This window comes from Tardiphaga robiniae (assembly GCF_013359755.1).
GTDB lineage: Bacteria > Pseudomonadota > Alphaproteobacteria > Rhizobiales > Xanthobacteraceae > Tardiphaga > Tardiphaga robiniae.
Genome location: NZ_JABMCJ010000074.1, coordinates 84,188 through 101,621, shown reverse-complemented (window position 1 = coordinate 101,621; position 17,434 = coordinate 84,188). Strand labels below are relative to the sequence as shown.

The window sequence follows — 17,434 nt, the reverse complement described above, 5'->3', positions numbered from 1 at the left end:
CCTCGGTCGCTCAACTATCGGATCGGATTTTAGCAGCAAAAGATGGCCGGCCGCGTAACGGTGGGATTCGACAGTCCCTTCGTGATGAGAGCGCATGCCCCGCCCCTCACCCGGCGCTGCGCGCCGACCTCTCCCCGCACAGCGGGGAGAGGTTAAGTAAGATCAGATCACGACCACCCGGGCGCCGACGCCGACGCGGCCATAGAGATCGATGACGTCCTCGTTGCGCATGCGGATGCAGCCTGAGGAAACGTTGGTGCCGATCGTCCATGGCTCGTTGGAGCCGTGAATACGGTACAGGGTCGAGCCGAGATACATCGCACGCGCACCGAGCGGATTTTCCGGACCGCCTTCCATGTAACGCGGCAGATCAGGACGGCGCGCCAGCATTTCCTTTGGCGGCGTCCACGACGGCCATTCCTTCTTCGCCGTGATCGTCTTCACACCGGACCAGGCGAAGCCCGGCCGGCCGACGCCGATGCCATAGCGCATTGCCTTGCCGCCACCCTGTACCAGGAACAGAAATTTGTTCGGCGTATCGACGACGATGGTGCCCGCACTTTCGCTGCCCTGATATTCGACCAGCTGCGGCTGATATTTGGGATCGAGCGCTGGGCGCGCGGCATCTGCCGTCTCCTCCTGCCGATAGACACGCTGTTGCGGATCCATCGGCGGCAGCAGCGAACGCCGCTGCTCGTAAGAGTAGTCCGGCTGCTGCTGATAACGCTGGCCCTGCCGCGCCGGACCGTCGCTGAACAGAAACTCGATGAAACCGCCGCCCATGCGCGAGCGTTCGGCATAGGCCGCGCGCTGCATCGGGCGCTGCGGCTGCTGCGCATAGACCACCGGAGGCTCGGCGAATTGGGCCGCGGCTTCCACCGCAAGCGTCTGATGCGATCCAGCGGCGATGAAAGATGCGCTGGCAAGAAGCGTGAGAGAGAACTTTTTGAACATCGACGTACTCTGCACTGTTTCGTCGTGCGCGTTCTCACCTGAGAAGCGCTTTGCACACTCCGACTTAAGGTTAAAATCGCCTCGGTTTGGTAAACACAATCGCCGTTTGGATTCACCACGTCGTCAAACGGCGCAGTTCTATTTGGTAGCGTTTATTTTGAATGAACGCGAAAGCCCCATGGTTAACTAACAGTTCTCTCACAGAAATTTCGACTATAGGTGCGATGTTCCCGCGTGAACTTCACGTTAAACTCATGGGTATACGAACGGGGGATTGATTGAACGTTGGGGGACCTGATGTCTGTTCGTCGCAAGCGATTTCGCATTGAAGAAGTTTTCGGTACTGCACCTATGCCCAATGAAGTGGTGGGCAGCGGCGAGCCGATGCCAATGCATCGCGAAATCATGGCTGAGCTCCGCGCGATCCGCGCGCAGATGGGAGCGCCGGCCCGCAACGCCGTGACAGATCAGGTCGGCGCCGCCGCCGATCAGCAGGTCGCAGAAGCGCAGGCGCTGCTCGCAACCTACCGCGCTCAGATCGAGCAGTGCGAAAAGCTGAAGATCGAACTCGATCTGATCCACGACGCCATTACCCGTACCAAGATGGAAATCGCAGTTCTTCACGGCAAGAGCTTCGAAGGCGACGAAATGGCGAAGGTCAACGGTGAGCTCGGCGCCGTCGTCGGCGGCACTGAAGAAGCCACGCAGCAGATTCTCGCCGCAGCCGAAGCCATCGATAATGCATCGACAGCGCTCGGCAAGGTGACCTCACCCGATCAGCAGAAGCAGATGCTGGAAGAGATCGGCGATAACGTCGTCGCGATCTTCGAAGCCTGTAACTTCCAGGACCTCACCGGCCAGCGCATCAGCAAGGTGATGACCACGATGAAGTTCATCGAAAACCGCATTACTGCGATGATGGACATCTGGGGTGGCGTCGATGAGATCAAGGCGCATGCGCCGGCCAAGGTCGATGACCGCAGCGAAGACGACAAGCTGCTCAACGGCCCGAAGCTGGACGGCGACGTCGGCCACGCTTCGCAGGACGATATCGACGCGCTGTTCGGCTAAGATAATTTTCGACCACAGTTAGAGATCGTTTAACGCCGGGCAGCAATGCCCGGCGTTTTTATCATCACGAAACAGAGCAGCACCGCGAGTGCCAGCACGGTCCCAAGCAGCAGCACCATGCGGTCGGACAGCGTCTCGACCGCGGATGCCACCACGAACGGTGCAAAGGCCTGCACGAACAAAGCCGGCCGCGCGATACGGCCGATGACGCGGCCATACCCCACCGGGCCAAACATCAGAAGCGGCAGCGCACCGCGCGCGATGGTCATGACGCCATTGGCCGCGCCGAAGCCGATAGCGAACAAGGCCGCCAGTGGAAACGAAATCCCTGCAAAGGCCAGCATTGCGAAGGCCGATACCACCAGCACCACCGCCCCGCGCGCGATCCACAGCGGATGGGTGCGCCCCGCGAGCATGAAGTCTGCCAGCCGCGATGCCACCTGCGCCGGTCCGAACATCGCACCGATGGTCACCGCCGTTGCAGCAGTGAGCCCGCCGCGCTCCAGCAGCGCCAGCAGGTTCGACGTCACGCCCGACAGAATGAAGCTATAAAGCGAGAACGCCGCCGCCAGCAGGATGAACGGCCAGCCTTCCGGGCGCAGGGTCGCCTGCGGGGGAACGACAACGGCGTCCGCCACGGGCAGAGGCGCGACGGCGACGTGGCGCGGCAATGCAAAAGCATGAAGCGGCGCAACCACAAAGGCGAAGATCGCTGCGAAGGTCAGATACGTCCCGCGCCAGCCGACGGCCTCGAGCAGAAGATGGGTCGCCGGCCAGCCAACCGTCGAGGCGAAGCCGCCTGCAAAGGTCACGAAGGTGATCTGCCGCCGCGCCGAGGCACCGAAGATGCGCGTCAGCGTGGCGAAGGCGGGATCGTAGAGCGACGCCGACATTGCAGCGCCGAGCAACACCCAGCAGGCCAGATAGGTCGCAGGATGATCGGCTACTGAAAACAGAGCGAGACCCAAGGCACCGGCCAACGCGCCCGATGCCATGACGACATTGCCGCCGTGGCGGTCGATCAATCCACCAACCACCGGCGACAGCAGTCCCGATACGATCAGCCCCAGCGAAAAGCCTGCCATGCCGAAGGCCAGCGACCAGCCATGTGCCGCCGTGACATGCGGCATGGTCAGCACCGGTGGATAGATCAGGATGCCCCAGGTCAGGATCTGGGTGAATGCCAGCACAAGGACCGCGCGGCCCGGTCCGAAAACAAGGTCGCGCAATCGGTGCATGGGCTCACGTCTTCAAGGGAGTGGCGGGACCCGCCTTACGCCTCAGGTCAGGCCTTGTCAGGTCAGGCCTTGGGTGCGCAACGGACATAGACCATGTTGCCGTAGCGAACCGCAGCGTCCTTGTCGATGAAGCGCGTGACGAGAATCCGGCCGTCGAAGGAGACGATCTCGCGATCCTTCTCACCACCGGCGGGACCGGGCGGGCCGATATAGTTCTTGCCGCTCGGCGAGCCCTTGAGGCGCAGTTCCTGCGGCGTCGCCTCGTCGGCGAGATGCATGATGACGCCGCCGGTGGCGCCCTGGCCGATGATATAGGGCTGCTTGCACTGGCCGCGCGCGGCGTTCTCGGTGCGAACGCGATCATTGGGATTCATGTAGGACGCCAGACCCCAGCGGCCGACGAGTTCTTCCGAGCGGATCGAGGCTGGCAGTTCCGGCGCCGGCGGAGGCTCCGGCGGCGGTGTCGGCTGCGAGTTCCCAAAGCTGAACCCGCCCAGTCCACCAGACGTGCCGCACCCGCCCAATGACAGCGCCAAAGTTGAAACGATCGCCAGATGGGCAACCGTGCGGGCGTAGCGTGACCTGATCATATTATCCCCTAGAGCAAATTCCCCGGCTGCCCGTCCCGGCAGCCAAGCGCAAAACACCTGACGGCGCAATGAGGTCGGCAGAATTACGCCGACTCTCCATTATGGTTTCCAGATCATCCTATATTGGCCTCACCAAGGCCTTAAGGCCTCGCTTGACTCAAAAAGCGTCTGGCCATATTTCCCGGACGCTCAATTAGCACTCCCGGAGCGCGATTGCTAAGGGAATGAGCCGGCCGCCCCCGAGCGTTCCGGCTGGATTCCCGCCCGCCTCCGAGATGGCAACGAAATCGCAAACCCTAAAGGGACACTCCCATGGCCAAGACCAAATTCCGCCCGCTGCACGACCGCGTCGTCGTCAAGCGCATCGTCGCCGACGAGAAGACCAAGGGCGGCATCATCATCCCGGACAGCGCCAAGGAAAAGCCGTCTGAAGGCGAAGTCGTCGGTGTCGGCCCTGGCGGCCGCGACGAAGCAGGCAAGCTGATCCCGATCGACATCAAGGTCGGCGACAAGGTTCTGTTCGGCAAGTGGTCGGGCACCGAGATCAAACTTGACGGCGAAGAACTCCTCATCATGAAGGAGTCGGACATCATGGGCGTGATCGCTTAAAGGCGGTCCACTCTCCAAACACTCGGACGTCATGCCCGGACTTGATCCGGGCATCCATCTGGCTTCTTCGCAGGAAGATGGATGGCCGGGTCAAGCCCGGCCATGACAGCGTTTTAATTTCAAATTCCCATCACTTGGAGCACCATCAACATGGCAGCCAAAGACGTTAAATTCTCCGGAGACGCGCGCGATCGCATGCTGCGCGGCGTCGACATTCTCGCCAACGCCGTCAAGGTCACGCTCGGTCCGAAGGGCCGCAATGTCGTGATCGAGAAGTCGTTCGGCGCTCCGCGCATCACCAAGGACGGCGTCACCGTCGCCAAGGAGATCGAGCTCGAGGACAAGTTCGAGAACATGGGCGCGCAGATGCTGCGCGAAGTCGCCTCGAAGACCAACGACACCGCGGGCGACGGCACCACCACCGCCACCGTGCTGGCCCAGGCCATCGTCCGTGAAGGCGCCAAGTCGGTTGCTGCCGGCATGAACCCGATGGACCTCAAGCGCGGCATCGATATCGCCGTCGCCGCCGTCATCAAGGACATCACCAAGCGCGCCAAGCCGGTTGCGTCTTCGGCTGAAGTCGCCCAGGTCGGCACCATCTCCGCCAACGGCGACGCCGCCATCGGCAAGATGATCGCCCAGGCAATGCAGAAGGTCGGCAACGAAGGCGTCATCACGGTCGAAGAGAACAAGTCGCTCGAGACCGAAGTCGACATCGTCGAGGGCATGAAGTTCGATCGCGGCTACCTGTCGCCCTACTTCGTCACCAATGCCGAGAAGATGACCGCCGAGCTCGAGGATGTGTACGTCCTGCTCGTCGAGAAGAAGATCTCCAGCCTGCAGGCCATGCTGCCGGTGCTCGAAGCCGTGGTGCAGTCGGGCAAGCCGCTGCTGATCATTGCTGAAGACGTCGAAGGCGAAGCGCTCGCCACACTCGTGGTCAACCGCCTGCGCGGTGGCCTCAAGGTTGCTGCCGTCAAGGCACCAGGCTTCGGCGATCGCCGCAAGGCGATGCTGGAAGACCTTGCGATCCTGACCGGCGGTCAGCTCGTCTCGGAAGATCTCGGCATGAAGCTGGAAAGCGTCACGCTCGCCATGCTCGGCCGCGCCAAGAAGGTCGTGATCGACAAGGAAAACACCACCGTCGTCAACGGCGCTGGCAAGAAGCCGGCCATTGAGGCTCGCGTCAACCAGATCAAGGCGCAGATCGAGGAGACCACCTCGGACTACGACCGTGAGAAGCTGCAAGAGCGTCTGGCCAAGCTGGCTGGCGGCGTTGCCGTTATCCGCGTCGGCGGCGCGACCGAAGTCGAAGTGAAGGAAAAGAAGGATCGCGTGGATGACGCGCTGAACGCCACCCGCGCGGCCGTTCAGGAAGGCATCGTCCCCGGTGGCGGCACTGCGCTGCTGCGTGCCAAGAAGGCCGTCGGCCGTCTCACCAACGAGAACGCCGATGTGCAGGCCGGTATCAACATCGTGCTGAAGGCGCTGGAAGCTCCGATCCGCCAGATCGCCGAAAACGCCGGCGTTGAAGGTTCGATCGTGGTCGGCAAGATCCTGGACGAGAAGTCCGAGACCTTCGGCTTCGACGCGCAGACCGAAACCTATGTCGACATGGTCGCCAAGGGCATCATCGATCCGGCCAAGGTGGTGCGTACTGCACTGCAGGACGCCGCCTCGGTTGCCGGCCTGCTGGTCACCACCGAAGCCATGGTCGCCGAACTGCCGAAGGAAGCTGCACCGGCGATGCCGGGCGGTGGCGGCGGTATGGGTGGCATGGGCGGAATGGGAGGCATGGGCTTCTAAGCCCTGCTTTCACGCTCAACTGCATTGTGATCGAAGGCCGCCTCCGGGCGGCCTTCTTTTTTGCCCTGATACAATGCGCCTGCGACTTATGGCCTTTCGCCTTGGTCGCGGTTCTGATTCAATCCCGTGATTAATCTCGCATGGGCGGAATCAGATAAATCCGCCCGGAGACACGTCGATAACGTCCAGGGACTTTTGAAATGCGCGCGCTTCATCTTTGTCTGCTCGGCCTTACGGTCACCGCCTCGGTTGGGACCGTCCACCACGCCTTCGCGCAGGTGAAAGCCGCGCCGAAGAGCCAGCCGGCAGGCCCCGAGACACGCTATTTCACCTCGATCGACGGCGTCATGAACGGCAATGCCGACGTCATCCTGCGCGAGACGCGGCAAGGCAAAGCCGTCACGGCGGCGACACTTGATGTCTGCTATCCCGCCGAGAAGGGTAGCGACCGCAAGGATCGCTTCGTCGCCAATCTCGCGGTCAGTGGGTCGACGTTGACCGGCGCAACGCAGACCCAGGTCGACAAGCTGCCGGTGACCATCAAGCTGAACCGCCGGCCGACCGGCGACACGTTCGAGTTCAAGGGACAGATCTCGGTCGGTCAGACCAATAACAACGTGACCTCCTCGGACAATTCCGATCAGAGCGAGAAGGAATTCCAGGACAATCAGTCCACCGACGACAATATCGCGCCCGCGCCGAAGGACTTCACCGAAGTCTCGCCCGAAGCGATCGCGGTCAAGATCAAGCTCGAAGCCGCACTCGATTTCGTGCGCACACTGCGCGGTCAGAGCGTCGAGGTCGCGTTGAACAGCCTGGCCGTATCGTGCGATGCACTGCGCGCCGGCGAGCAGGTCATCAGCCTCGCCATCGATCCGGAACGCGCCGCGGCTTTCGTCGCCAAAACCAAGACCTATCCCGGCGTCGTCAATGTCGGCTGGACCACGGGCGCTATCGACATGGATCGTACCGTGCGCTTTGCAGCCGCCGACTGGCGCGATGGCGACAAGATCAATCGCGACAAGGTGGCGACCGCGCTGGCGAATGTGCTCGCCAGGACCATGTCGGGCAAACCTGCCGCCGCGTCATGGGACGACGAGACCGGAAAGCTCAAGCTGACCTTCAAGCGCCCGAGTCAGGTTCTGCCCGCGCTCGAATTGACGGAGACGGTCGAGGTCAACGCGATCATCGCTCCCGACAAGCCCGGCACGACGGATAAGCTGATCCTGTGGGTCAGCACACCGTCAGTAACAACCGCGGATGAGAACTCGGGCGCGAAGCTGGCTCTCGCGGATTCGCCGACGGCCGATGAAGAAAGCGATCCGCGCGACGACAACGGCGCGGTTGCAGCTGTCGCGGCGGAGTTCAAGGCACAGCGTTGGGATGCAGATAATTCGAACTGGAAGTGAGCGCCGCTACTTCCCCTCTCCCCTTGTGGGAGAGGGTGCCTGAGCGAAGCGAAGGCGGGAGAGGGGTAGCAGCAAAACTCAGCGCCTGTGGCACCCCTCTCCCGTCTCGAACGCACTTCGTGCGTTCGATCCACCCTCTCCCGCAAGGGGAGAGGGAAAGGAAGAAAGCTTCGCTACCAACGCAGCTTAAGCTATCAATTCGTATTCAGCCGAAACCGCAGCGACTTCGGCCCGACGAACGTCACTGCATCACCGCGCCGCTGCCAGTTGGTGGCCGCGCCAAGATCGGCGATCAACTGATCGTCCATCGCGGCCTGTGCGTCCGAGCAACTGCGGTTCTCCATCGCGCCGGCGACGAAAACGACAGTATTGCCGGCGACCGAGAACTGTCCCTTGCCGCCCTTGCACCACAACTCCACCCGCGCCTCACCGGCCTCGCCGATTTCCAGATTGGGAATTCGTTTCGAGCCGGGCTGACGTTGCGCATCCAGAGTCATTTCCATGCCGAATGGAAACTCGTCGGCGGCATGCACAGGGACGGCAATCAGAAACGCAGCACCGGCAAGAGCGGCCCGCAGCAAAGTGGTCATGGCAGTCATATGAATTCTCGGCGTGATGGGATCGGCGACAACGGCCGCGGTTCTACGCGCGGCCGCGACGGTTGACCAGAACCGTCGGGAAACAATATGGCGCGACAACGAAAAATCCCCGCGGCCTTGCAGCCGCGGGGATTCGTCATTGGTTCGTTGCGTGCACCCTACGGCGCCAGGACCATTAACGTGAACGGATAGACATAGGCCTGCAGCATCACGAACAGGCCGACCATGCAGGCCAGCACGATCGAGTGCCAGAACACGAAGCGCAGGATGGTGCCCTCATGCCCGAACCAGTTGGTTGCGGTGGAAGCCACAACGATCGATTGCGCATCGATCATCTTGCCCATCACGCCGCCGGACGAGTTCGCCGCGCTCATCAGGATCGGCGACAGACCGAGCTGTTCGGACGTGATCCTCTGCAGGTTGCCAAATAGCACGTTCGATGCGGTATCCGAACCGGTGAGCGCCACGCCGAGCCAGCCAAGCAGTGTGCCGAAGAACGGGTACAGCACGCCGGTGGCAGCGAAGGCCAGACCGAGCGTCGCGTCGACACCCGACAGGCGCGTGAGCGTGCCGATGGCCAGCATCGCCGAGATGGTGATCAGCGAGTAGGCGCAGATCTTGATGGTGCGGCCATATTCCACAATCATCTTCGCAGGCGAGAAGCCCATGATGAAGCCGGAGATGATCGCAGCCAGCAACATACCGCTGCCGGTATAGGAAACGTAAGTGAACGCGAACACCGCGCCTTCCGGCGTCGGCTTGGCGGCCACCGGCGGCACCTTGTTGATCATGTTGTGCAGCTCAGGCACTGGAAAATTCCAGGAGAAGATCGGGTTGACGATCCCCTTGAACCAGTTGGTGCCCCAGACCAGCAGGATGACGCAGAGGATGATCCATGGCGTCAGCGCGCTCCAGACCTGAGCCGAGGTCAGCTTCTCCGTGCTCATCGGTTTCACCGGCGGCACGGTGGACGCGGAATCGTCGTGCTGGCGCAGCGCGGCCGAGGTCCAGATCGTCTTGGGTTGCCAGACCTTCAGGAACAGGATCAACGCGCCCATCGAGATCAGCGAGGCGCCGATGTCGACGATCCACGGATTGATGAAGTTTGAGATCACAAATTGCGGGATCGCGAAGGAGAGCGCGGTAACGAGGATGGCAGGCCAGACTTCCTTCATGCCCTTCCAGCCGGCAAAGGCCCAGACCACCCAGAATGGAACGATCATGGAGAAGACCGGCAACTGGCGGCCGACCATCGCGCCCAGGATGAAGGGGTCGAAGCCGGTGACGGTGGCGAGGCCCTGGATCGGCGTGCCGAGTGCGCCATAAGCGACGGGCGCGGTATTGGCGATCAGCGACAGGCCCGATGCTGCCAGCGGCGAGAAGCCGAGGCCGATCAGCACGGCGCCGGTGACGGCGACCGGCGTACCGAAGCCCGACGCGCCCTCGAAGAATGCGCCGAACGAAAACGCGATCAGCAGGATCTGCAGGCGGCGGTCATTAGTGACGCCGCCGATGGCGCGTTGCAGTACCTCAAAGCGGCCGCTATCGACCGTGAGGCGATACATGAAGATGACGTTGAGGACGATCCAGCCGATCGGGAAGAAACCGGTCACGACGCCGAGTGCCGATGCGCGAAGCGACATATTGGCGGGCATCGTGAATGCATAGATCGCCACAAGATTGGCGAGCACCAGCGCAATGATCGCTGCGATATGCGCCTTGACCTTGTTGGTCGCGATCAGCACCAGCAGGACGACCACCGGTATCGCGGCTACAAGCGTCGAGATCGCGGAGCTATTGAATGGATTGTAGACCTGATTCCACATGGTCGTTTCCCCCCTTTGTATTATTGCAGCGGCTCGATCGTTATCGATCGGCAAATTGCTGATTGTTCACTTGCGAGGGCATCCACGATCGGTCAAAGCCGATAGCGCCCATAGGCTACGCGAATGCGAGGCCCCCATGCCTCGCTTTTGGTCATGCTAGGGTGAATCACAGTTTCGCGACAAGGTGCCGCAGGACATCAAACCAGCTACTTTAGTCTAAACGCTGGAATTCATTTTTGATCTTAAGGGCTTAGGGCCCTCCTCCCGGAGACGACCTGTGAATAACATCCGCTCCACGCTCGCGACCGTCTGGCGGATCGCGGTTCCTTATTTTCGTTCCGAGGACAAATGGGCGGGACTCGGCCTCCTCACGGCGGTGATCGCCATCGAGCTGGCGGTGGTCGGTCTCAGCGTTTTGTTCAATCGCTGGAACAACACCTTCTACAACGCACTGCAGGACAGAAACCTCGACGTCTTCACCTATCAGCTCGCTTACTTCAGCGTGCTTGCGGCGATCAACATCGCACTCAAGGTCTATCAGCTCTACCTCAACCAGTGGCTCCAGATCCGCTGGCGGCGCTGGATGACCGAGCGCTATCTCGGCAACTGGCTCGCCGACGCCAACCACTATCGCATGCAGCTGCAGGGCGACGCTGCCGACAACCCGGATCAGCGCATCGCCGAAGACGTGAAGCTGTTCGTGGAGAAGACGCTCGACATCGGCATCGGCCTGTTGAGTTCAGTCGTTACGTTGCTCTCCTTCGTGATCATCCTGTGGGGCCTGTCCGACGCGGCGCCGCTGCATGTGTTCGGTCGGGATATCCCGATCCCCGGCTATCTCGTCTGGGGCGCTCTCGTCTATGCCGTGATCGGCACCGCGCTGACTCACTATATCGGCGCTCCATTGATGGCACTGAATTTCCAGCAGCAGCGCTATGAAGCGGACTTCCGCTTCAATCTGGTGCGTGCGCGCGAAAATGCCGAGCAGATCGCGCTGCTGCGCGGCGAACCGGTCGAGCGCCAGCGACTCTCGACCCGCTTCCAGCTGGTCGTCGGCAACTGGATCGACATCATGCGCCGCACCAAGAAGCTGACATCCTTCACGGTCAGCTATCAGCAGATCGCGATCATCCTGCCCTATGTTCTGGTCGCGCCAGCCTATTTTGCGGAGAAGGTCCAGCTTGGCGCCGTGATGCAGACCGCGGATGCGTTCGGCACCGTGCAGGGTGCGCTTTCATTCTTCGTCACAGCCTATCGGACACTGGCGGAATGGCAGTCCGGCGTGATGCGCCTTGATGGCTTCGAGACAGCCATTGCCAACGTACAGGCGCTGACGACCAAGCCCGATATCGTTCACGCCACCGAGACCGGCACCAGTGACATCGCGCTGAGCGATCTGACACTCAGCCTGCCCAATGGCGCTCCCATGGTGCAGACGCCGGGCTTCAGCTTCCGCCGCGGGGAACGCACGCTGTTTACGGGCCCATCGGGCTCCGGAAAATCCACGCTGTTTCGCGCCATCGCCGGCATCTGGCCATTCGGCAAGGGCAAGATCTCCATCCCCGCGGATGCGGCGATCATGATGCTGCCGCAGCGGCCGTACTTCCCGGTCGGTACATTGCTGGATGCAGTGGCTTATCCTGCCGGGACCGACGCGTTCAGCCCGCAGGAGGTCGCCGATGCCGTCAGGGCCGTGGGTCTGCCTGCGCTGGCGACCCGGCTTGACGAAGATGGCCACTGGAATCGCATGCTGTCACTCGGTGAACAACAGCGTCTCGGCGTCGCCCGCGCACTGCTGCAAAAGCCGCAATACCTCTTCCTTGACGAGGCGACCGCATCGCTCGACGAACCATCGGAAGCGGCTTTGTACCGACTGCTGGAAGACAAGCTGCCTGGCACGACCATCGTTTCGATCGGCCACCGCAACACACTCGATGACTTGCATCAACGCAAGGTGTCGCTAACGCGGTCCGGCGATCACTTCGCGCTGGGAGATGCAAAGGCCAGGACGGAAACCGCCTGAGGCGTGACACGCCCCGCTAAAGCCAGTGCCGCGGCCAGTCGCGGCCTGCCGCATAGCGATGCCAGACAAACGTGAAGCTCGCGAGCAGCAGCGCGCCGACCAGCACCGGCGCGACCAGGAACGTCCACGGTAGTGCGTGAGACACGACAAGCAGCGGGTTGATCCCGGCGGGCGGGTGGAATGTGCCGGTGACATACATCGCCAGCACAGCGAGGCCGACTGCCATGGCGGCGGCCCAGTCATGGGGGCCGGTCAGCTTGAGCACCGCGAGCCCTACCAGCGTCGAGACGATGTGTCCGCCGACCAGCGCGCGCGGCTGCGCCGGCTCGGCTTCGGGTGAGCCGATCACGAGGACGATCGAGGTCGCAAAAGGGATGATGACCAGCGGATAATGCGCAACGGCCGAGAAGAACTCCATCACACCGATGGCGATCCCCGCCCCAAGCCCGGCAACGGCACCAGCCAGCGCATTGCGATGATTGTTGCGACGGATCGTCTTCGCTGCGCGCCGCAACCAATCCCGATTCATGGAAGCCCTATCCCAAAAGAAAAGGGGCGGCAGATTGCTCTGCCGCCCCTTCGATCTCAGTCGAAGTCGATTACTTCAGGTTGGTCATCGCGGTCAGGTCAGCCGACAGCTTGACGATGCCGGTGGCACCGCACCAGCTCGAGCCAGCGCCCGACGGGTTGATCGCGGTGAAGTTGGTGCCGGCGGCAGGAGCCGTGAAGTCCGAAGTGAAGGCGTTGCAATCACCCTTGGACAGGTTGGTGTCCGAGTAGCGCAGGTCAAGCGTGAAGACCTTGTAGGTGAAGCCGATGCCGATGTTCCAGGTGTTGTAGTCGGCGTACTTGATACCGTTCGGGAAGGCGACGGTACCGTAGAAGGAATCCGAAGTGCCGAGCCACTGGCGACCGAACTCGCCCGAAACGTAGGAGCCGATGCCGGTCGAACCGAACCAGGTCGACGGCGCGATCACCTTACCGGTGATCGAAGCATAGGTACCTTCGGCGCCGGTGTTCAAGAAGTTCGGCGAGTAGAACGCGTTGCCGCCCAGCGAGAAGTAGTCGTTGAAGGTGTAGTTGAGCTTGGCATAGCCTTCGTAGAAGCTTGCGTTCTTCTTGGCGACGCTGCCGTTGGGCAGCGCGACAGCGGAGAGATCGCCACCGCAGAAGGCGGGGGTGTTGAAGCACTGGCCGCCCGGATAGCCGTAATAGAAGAAGCCGAAGTCGAACGCTGCTGCGCCCCAAGTCGGGCGGATACCGAAGTAGCCATCGAGTTCCATCGACGCGCGGTTCGGGAAGGCGATGCTCTCACCGGAGACACCAGCGTAGATCTGGACGTCCTTGGTGATGTTGTAGCGCGGCTCGAAATAAGCTGCGACCGAACCCTTGTTGCCGTTCGACTGGGTGATACCGCGGAACACGTAGTTGCTCATGACGGCAGCGCCGAAAGCGATGTCCCAAGGATCGTAGGCCGCCACGATCGGCGGCGCCTTCTTGTACATCTTCGCGCCCAGATCGGCTGCGGAAGCCGAGCTCATCCCCATGGCGAGCACCGCAGCAGAGGCGACAACAATTTTCTTCATGACATTCCCCATCACTTTTGAAACCAGAGGCAGTTCCGTGTCCGAAAGACGGCGAGACCGCGAAATTCATCGACTGAACGCAACTTTGAGGCGCAAAGCCGCAGTGGTGAAGGAAAAAAAACGAGCAAGTGCCGCCTAAATAGGCGTTCTGACGTTTCCGTGAGAGGTTGTGGCGCGGTGTTGCAAAAGCACAACGTTTTTGGAGGGATTCCAGCCCGAAAATACCACCACGGGGAATTACCACTGAGTGGGAATTGTGGATTGCCGTCCGTGGAGCGGTTAACAGCTGCCCGTCAGAGCCTCCGGGCCGACGATCACTCGAATCGCCTGCAAATTCAGGACACCCGGCATCGGTTGAAATACGCAGGCGCGACAGAGCCTGACCAAGCAAAAACCGCAGCGGCGAGCGCTGCGGTTTTCCGGAGTTTATTGGCGAGTCAGGAACGCGGACTTGATCCGGTTCGACTATCTGATTTCGTCGTGATCGGGCGACGTATCGCCAGGAGATTCGATTGCCGTCGTCTCGCCTGAAGAATGCCCTTCGACCGGTGACGGATCAGGCTCCGGCGTCGCCCAGCTCGGTGTCTCAGCGATTGCCGGTGCGACCGGCTTGGGCTTGGGAGCACGCGGCTTGCGCGGCGGCTTCGGCGGCAGCGCAACCGGCGCTGGAGCTTCTGTCACAGCGGGCGCGGGCGCCGTGCTCGACAACAGCGTAGAAGGAACCTTCACGGACTTCTTGGCAGCTTTCTTCGGTGTTGCCTTCTTGGCGGCCTTTTTCGGCGCAGCCTTCTTCACTGCCTTCTTGGCGGGAGCTTTCTTCGGCGCCTTCTTCGCGGCTTTCTTGACAGTCTTCTTGGTGGCTTTCTTGGCCGCCTTCTTCACCGTCTTCTTGGCTGATTTCTTCGCAGCCTTCTTGGCCGCTTTCTTCACAGCCTTCTTCGCGGATTTCTTGACTGACTTCTTGGAGGACTTCTTCGCGGGTTTCGCCGCCGTCAAAAGCTTCTTCTGCTTTTTCTTGTCCTTCTTCGACTTCTTGCCTTTAGCCATCGTGGTCCTCCTGTTGGCGCCGATCCAAAAGGGACCGGCGTTTCAAGTCTTCCGCGCCAGCGCGGGGCCAGTTTAACGCGGGGCCGTTGTCACAATTAGATCAGTTCAATCCTGGCCTGGGACCGCCTGTCGCCCAATCGAGTAGCTCAATCGTATGTACGACCGGGACTGACGTCCCTCCGGCGATCTGAACCATGCAGCCGATGTTGCCGGCAGCGATGATATCCGGCTTGACCATCGCGATGTTGGCGACCTTTCGATCGCGCAACCGGCTCGCAATATCAGGCTGGAGAATGTTGTACGTCCCCGCCGAACCGCAACACAAATGGCTCTCTGGGATATCTTTCACCACGAATCCATTCTTGGAAAGCAATTCTTTGGGAGCCTGTGTGATTTTCTGCCCATGCTGCAGCGAACACGCCGAGTGATAGGCGACGACAAGGTCGCTTTGTTTGTCAGGCTTCGGCAGATCCATGGCGCTGACATACTCGCTGATATCCTTCGCCAGCGCAGAGACCTTGGCGGCCGGCGCGGCGAACTCCGGGTCCTCGCGCAGCATGTAGCCATAGTCCTTGATAACGGTTCCGCAGCCGGACGCCGTGACCAGGATGGCGTCGAGACCACCCCGGTCTGCCTCGCCGAGCCAGACACCGATATTGGCCTTGGCCCGCGCCAGCGCATCCCCGTCGCGGCCGAGATGATGGGTCAGCGCACCGCAGCACTGTTCGTCCCGGACCAGCACGACCTCGACGCCATGTCGGGTCAAAAGGCTGATGGCGGCCTGGTTGATCCGCGGCGCCAGCACCTGCTGGGCGCAGCCCTGCAGGAGTGCGACCCGGCCCCGGCGAGCGCCGATGGCGGGAAAGACGCTGCCACCCAATGGACCGGCGGCGGGTAACTGTTTCGGCGCCATCGTCAGCATCGCCTTCACGCGGCTAAGCAAGTTCGGGTTGGATTGCTTGCTGGTCGAGGGCAGCAGCGCCGCCAGCGGCCGCGCCAGCCGGGCCATGGTCATGCTCAGGCGAAACAGACCGGGGCGTGGCAGTACCCAGGCCAGCACGTCACGCAGCAATCGCTCGGAAAGCGGCCGTCTGTAGTCCTTCTCGATCTTCACCCGCGCCTGATCGACGAGATGCATGTAGTTCACGCCGGACGGGCAGGTCGTCATGCAAGCGAGGCAAGAGAGGCAACGATCGACATGCTTGACCACCTCCTGAGTCGGCTTCTGATCCTTTTCCAGCATCTCCTTGATCAGGTAGATGCGGCCGCGCGGACTATCGAGTTCGTCGCCAAGCAGCACATAGGTCGGACAGGTCGCCGTGCAGAATCCGCAATGCACGCATTTGCGCAAAATCTTGTCGGCCTCGGCAATATCCGGATCGGCCAGCTGGGTCGGAGTGAATTCGGTTTTCATGTCGCGAGTCTTTCAAGTACCAAGGCCACGCGACATCCGGCCGCGATTGAGAATGGTCTTCGGATCGAAGCTGTGACGCACACGCTCGCCGAGCGCCGCGATGCCTTTGGGCTGCGGATGAAACACATCAACGGCACGGCGCACATCTTCCGGCGCGCGGATCAGCGTCGCATGGCCACCGGCTGCATTGACGAGCTTGCGGAGTTGCGCTGCTTGCGCATCAGCCGATGGCGGTAGTGCCGCCCAGATCAACCCGCCGCCCCAGTCATAGATGACCTCGCCTTGCGAGCCTTTGGCGATAGCTTGGCCAAGTGCACCGCCGGATGCCGGCGGCGTCACGATGCGCCACACCGGCCACATCGCACGCGGCCCGCTTGCCGCAAATGGCGTCACGTCACGAACAGCCGCCCACAATACCGCGGATGCAGCGTCTTCAAGTATCTCGGCCACGCCGAATGACTTCAGCGTCGTGCTCAGTGACACCGCACGCTGCGACGCGGACGCGGTGATGCCTTCAAGGCGGATCAGCGTGACCGACTGGTCGGGCGACGCGATTTCGCCAAGCGCCCCCTGCGTGGTACGTAACGCCGAGCCCGGCAGATGCGCGGCACCTGAGACATCGAAGGGCGACCCCAGCGCTGCGGTCATCGCCTTGTTGGCTGCGATATCATCGAGCCCGCGCAGCACCAGGGTGCGCTCGCTCTCCGCGCGCGGCATCACCTTGAGCGTCACCTCCGTCATCACGGACAGCGTGCCCCACGCGCCGGCGAGCAGCTTGCAGACATCGTAGCCGGTGACATTCTTCACCACCCGGCCGCCGGCCTTGTAGCTGTCGCCGAAGCCGGAAACCGCATACACGCCGAGCAAATGATCGCGCGCACCGCCGGCCTGAATGCGCCGTGGCCCGGCGAGCCCGGCCGAGATCATGCCGCCGATGGTGCCGATATCCGGCGTGCCCAGGAGCTGTGACGTGTTCATCGGCTCGAACGAAAACTGCTGATTCTTGGAATCGATCAGCGACAGCACGTCGGCCATCGGCGCGCCGGCCTGTACGGTGAGGATCAATTCGTTCGGCTCATAGGACGTCACGGCATTCAAGGCCGACACGTCGAGCACCGCATTGGTCGCCACCGGCTGGCCGACCATGCGCTTGCTACCATGACCGATGATCTCCAGCGGCTGCTCGCTGGCAATTGCCGCGCGCACCGCCTGCTCGACGTCCTGAGCGTCTCTGACTTTCAAAATATCCACGGATGCGTCCA

The 17,434-nt window shown here is 61.8% G+C and carries 15 protein-coding genes; 5 read left to right on the top strand and 10 right to left on the bottom strand.

The features are described 5' to 3' along the window. Positions 1-162 precede the first annotated feature (162 nt). Positions 163-954 carry a L,D-transpeptidase gene (locus tag HP556_RS07210; RefSeq protein ID WP_175366447.1) on the bottom strand — a complete coding sequence of 264 codons (792 nt, stop codon included), beginning with the start codon at positions 952-954 and terminating at the stop codon, positions 163-165. Between the two features lie 297 nt (positions 955-1,251). On the opposite strand from HP556_RS07210, the gene HP556_RS07205 reads away from it, so the two are divergent. Further along, positions 1,252-2,025, top strand: a complete 774-nt coding sequence (locus tag HP556_RS07205) for a protein phosphatase CheZ (RefSeq protein WP_175366446.1) — start codon at positions 1,252-1,254, stop codon at positions 2,023-2,025. 29 nt (positions 2,026-2,054) lie between these two features. Here the strand turns inward: HP556_RS07205 and HP556_RS07200 are convergent, their stop codons facing one another. Together HP556_RS07200 and HP556_RS07195 are read right to left on the bottom strand one after the other, a co-directional pair. Beyond that, positions 2,055-3,263, bottom strand: a complete 1,209-nt coding sequence (locus HP556_RS07200; protein WP_175366445.1) for an MFS transporter — start codon at positions 3,261-3,263, stop codon at positions 2,055-2,057. Positions 3,264-3,325: 62 nt separating this feature from the next. Beyond that, positions 3,326-3,853: a hypothetical protein gene (locus HP556_RS07195; RefSeq protein ID WP_068733601.1), complete on the bottom strand. Its 528-nt coding sequence runs from the start codon at positions 3,851-3,853 to the stop codon at positions 3,326-3,328. 312 nt (positions 3,854-4,165) lie between these two features. Here HP556_RS07195 and HP556_RS07190 point away from each other — a divergent pair, with 312 nt between their 5' ends. The 3 genes from HP556_RS07190 to HP556_RS07180 all read left to right on the top strand — a co-directional run bounded on the left by HP556_RS07190 (position 4,166) and on the right by HP556_RS07180 (position 7,677). Further along, a complete protein-coding gene (locus HP556_RS07190; RefSeq protein WP_089261928.1) occupies positions 4,166-4,462 on the top strand; it encodes a co-chaperone GroES in 297 nt (98 codons plus the stop codon). Positions 4,463-4,612: 150 nt separating this feature from the next. Further along, positions 4,613-6,268 carry a chaperonin GroEL gene (gene groL, locus HP556_RS07185; protein WP_068733597.1) on the top strand — a complete coding sequence of 552 codons (1,656 nt, stop codon included), beginning with the start codon at positions 4,613-4,615 and terminating at the stop codon, positions 6,266-6,268. 200 nt (positions 6,269-6,468) lie between these two features. Then, complete coding sequence (locus HP556_RS07180) at positions 6,469-7,677, top strand: hypothetical protein (RefSeq protein ID WP_175366444.1); 1,209 nt, start codon at positions 6,469-6,471, stop codon at positions 7,675-7,677. Between the two features lie 194 nt (positions 7,678-7,871). On the opposite strand, the gene HP556_RS07175 is transcribed toward HP556_RS07180, so the two are convergent. Together HP556_RS07175 and HP556_RS07170 are read right to left on the bottom strand one after the other, a co-directional pair. Next, entirely contained in the window at positions 7,872-8,267 is a 396-nt protein-coding gene (locus HP556_RS07175; protein ID WP_420878653.1) for an META domain-containing protein, read from the bottom strand. A gap of 167 nt (positions 8,268-8,434) precedes the next feature. Beyond that, positions 8,435-10,102 carry an L-lactate permease gene (locus tag HP556_RS07170; RefSeq protein WP_175366442.1) on the bottom strand — a complete coding sequence of 556 codons (1,668 nt, stop codon included), beginning with the start codon at positions 10,100-10,102 and terminating at the stop codon, positions 8,435-8,437. A gap of 277 nt (positions 10,103-10,379) precedes the next feature. On the opposite strand from HP556_RS07170, the gene HP556_RS07165 reads away from it, so the two are divergent. Beyond that, positions 10,380-12,125, top strand: coding sequence for an SbmA/BacA-like family transporter (locus tag HP556_RS07165; protein ID WP_175366441.1), 1,746 nt, complete (start codon positions 10,380-10,382; stop codon positions 12,123-12,125). Positions 12,126-12,141: 16 nt separating this feature from the next. Here the strand turns inward: HP556_RS07165 and HP556_RS07160 are convergent, their stop codons facing one another. From HP556_RS07160 to HP556_RS07140, 5 genes are all read right to left on the bottom strand, one after another. Continuing rightward, the gene (locus HP556_RS07160) at positions 12,142-12,654 is read right to left on the bottom strand and encodes an HPP family protein (RefSeq protein WP_175366440.1); all 513 of its coding nucleotides are present in this window, start codon (positions 12,652-12,654) and stop codon (positions 12,142-12,144) included. Positions 12,655-12,724: 70 nt separating this feature from the next. After that, a complete protein-coding gene (locus HP556_RS07155; RefSeq protein WP_089261939.1) occupies positions 12,725-13,711 on the bottom strand; it encodes a TorF family putative porin in 987 nt (328 codons plus the stop codon). A gap of 465 nt (positions 13,712-14,176) precedes the next feature. Then, positions 14,177-14,758 (bottom strand): hypothetical protein, encoded by a 582-nt coding sequence (locus tag HP556_RS07150; protein WP_175366439.1) that lies wholly within the window; start codon positions 14,756-14,758, stop codon positions 14,177-14,179. A gap of 100 nt (positions 14,759-14,858) precedes the next feature. Beyond that, positions 14,859-16,172, bottom strand: a complete 1,314-nt coding sequence (gene glcF, locus HP556_RS07145) for a glycolate oxidase subunit GlcF (protein ID WP_175366438.1) — start codon at positions 16,170-16,172, stop codon at positions 14,859-14,861. 12 nt (positions 16,173-16,184) lie between these two features. Next, complete coding sequence (locus tag HP556_RS07140; RefSeq protein WP_175366437.1) at positions 16,185-17,423, bottom strand: FAD-binding protein; 1,239 nt, start codon at positions 17,421-17,423, stop codon at positions 16,185-16,187. Positions 17,424-17,434: the final 11 nt, after the last annotated feature.

What these genes read in the sequence shown, in the direction of transcription:
- HP556_RS07210 (WP_175366447.1), bottom strand. Translation starts at nt 954, where the DNA reads ATGTTCAAAAAGTTCTCTCTCACGCTTCTTGCCAGCGCATCTTTCATC.
- HP556_RS07205 (WP_175366446.1), top strand. Translation starts at nt 1,252, where the DNA reads ATGTCTGTTCGTCGCAAGCGATTTCGCATTGAAGAAGTTTTCGGTACT.
- HP556_RS07200 (WP_175366445.1), bottom strand. Translation starts at nt 3,263, where the DNA reads ATGCACCGATTGCGCGACCTTGTTTTCGGACCGGGCCGCGCGGTCCTT.
- HP556_RS07195 (WP_068733601.1), bottom strand. Translation starts at nt 3,853, where the DNA reads ATGATCAGGTCACGCTACGCCCGCACGGTTGCCCATCTGGCGATCGTT.
- HP556_RS07190 (WP_089261928.1), top strand. Translation starts at nt 4,166, where the DNA reads ATGGCCAAGACCAAATTCCGCCCGCTGCACGACCGCGTCGTCGTCAAG.
- groL (WP_068733597.1), top strand. Translation starts at nt 4,613, where the DNA reads ATGGCAGCCAAAGACGTTAAATTCTCCGGAGACGCGCGCGATCGCATG.
- HP556_RS07180 (WP_175366444.1), top strand. Translation starts at nt 6,469, where the DNA reads ATGCGCGCGCTTCATCTTTGTCTGCTCGGCCTTACGGTCACCGCCTCG.
- HP556_RS07175 (WP_420878653.1), bottom strand. Translation starts at nt 8,267, where the DNA reads ATGACCACTTTGCTGCGGGCCGCTCTTGCCGGTGCTGCGTTTCTGATT.
- HP556_RS07170 (WP_175366442.1), bottom strand. Translation starts at nt 10,102, where the DNA reads ATGTGGAATCAGGTCTACAATCCATTCAATAGCTCCGCGATCTCGACG.
- HP556_RS07160 (WP_175366440.1), bottom strand. Translation starts at nt 12,654, where the DNA reads ATGAATCGGGATTGGTTGCGGCGCGCAGCGAAGACGATCCGTCGCAAC.
- HP556_RS07155 (WP_089261939.1), bottom strand. Translation starts at nt 13,711, where the DNA reads ATGAAGAAAATTGTTGTCGCCTCTGCTGCGGTGCTCGCCATGGGGATG.
- HP556_RS07150 (WP_175366439.1), bottom strand. Translation starts at nt 14,758, where the DNA reads ATGGCTAAAGGCAAGAAGTCGAAGAAGGACAAGAAAAAGCAGAAGAAG.
- glcF (WP_175366438.1), bottom strand. Translation starts at nt 16,172, where the DNA reads ATGAAAACCGAATTCACTCCGACCCAGCTGGCCGATCCGGATATTGCC.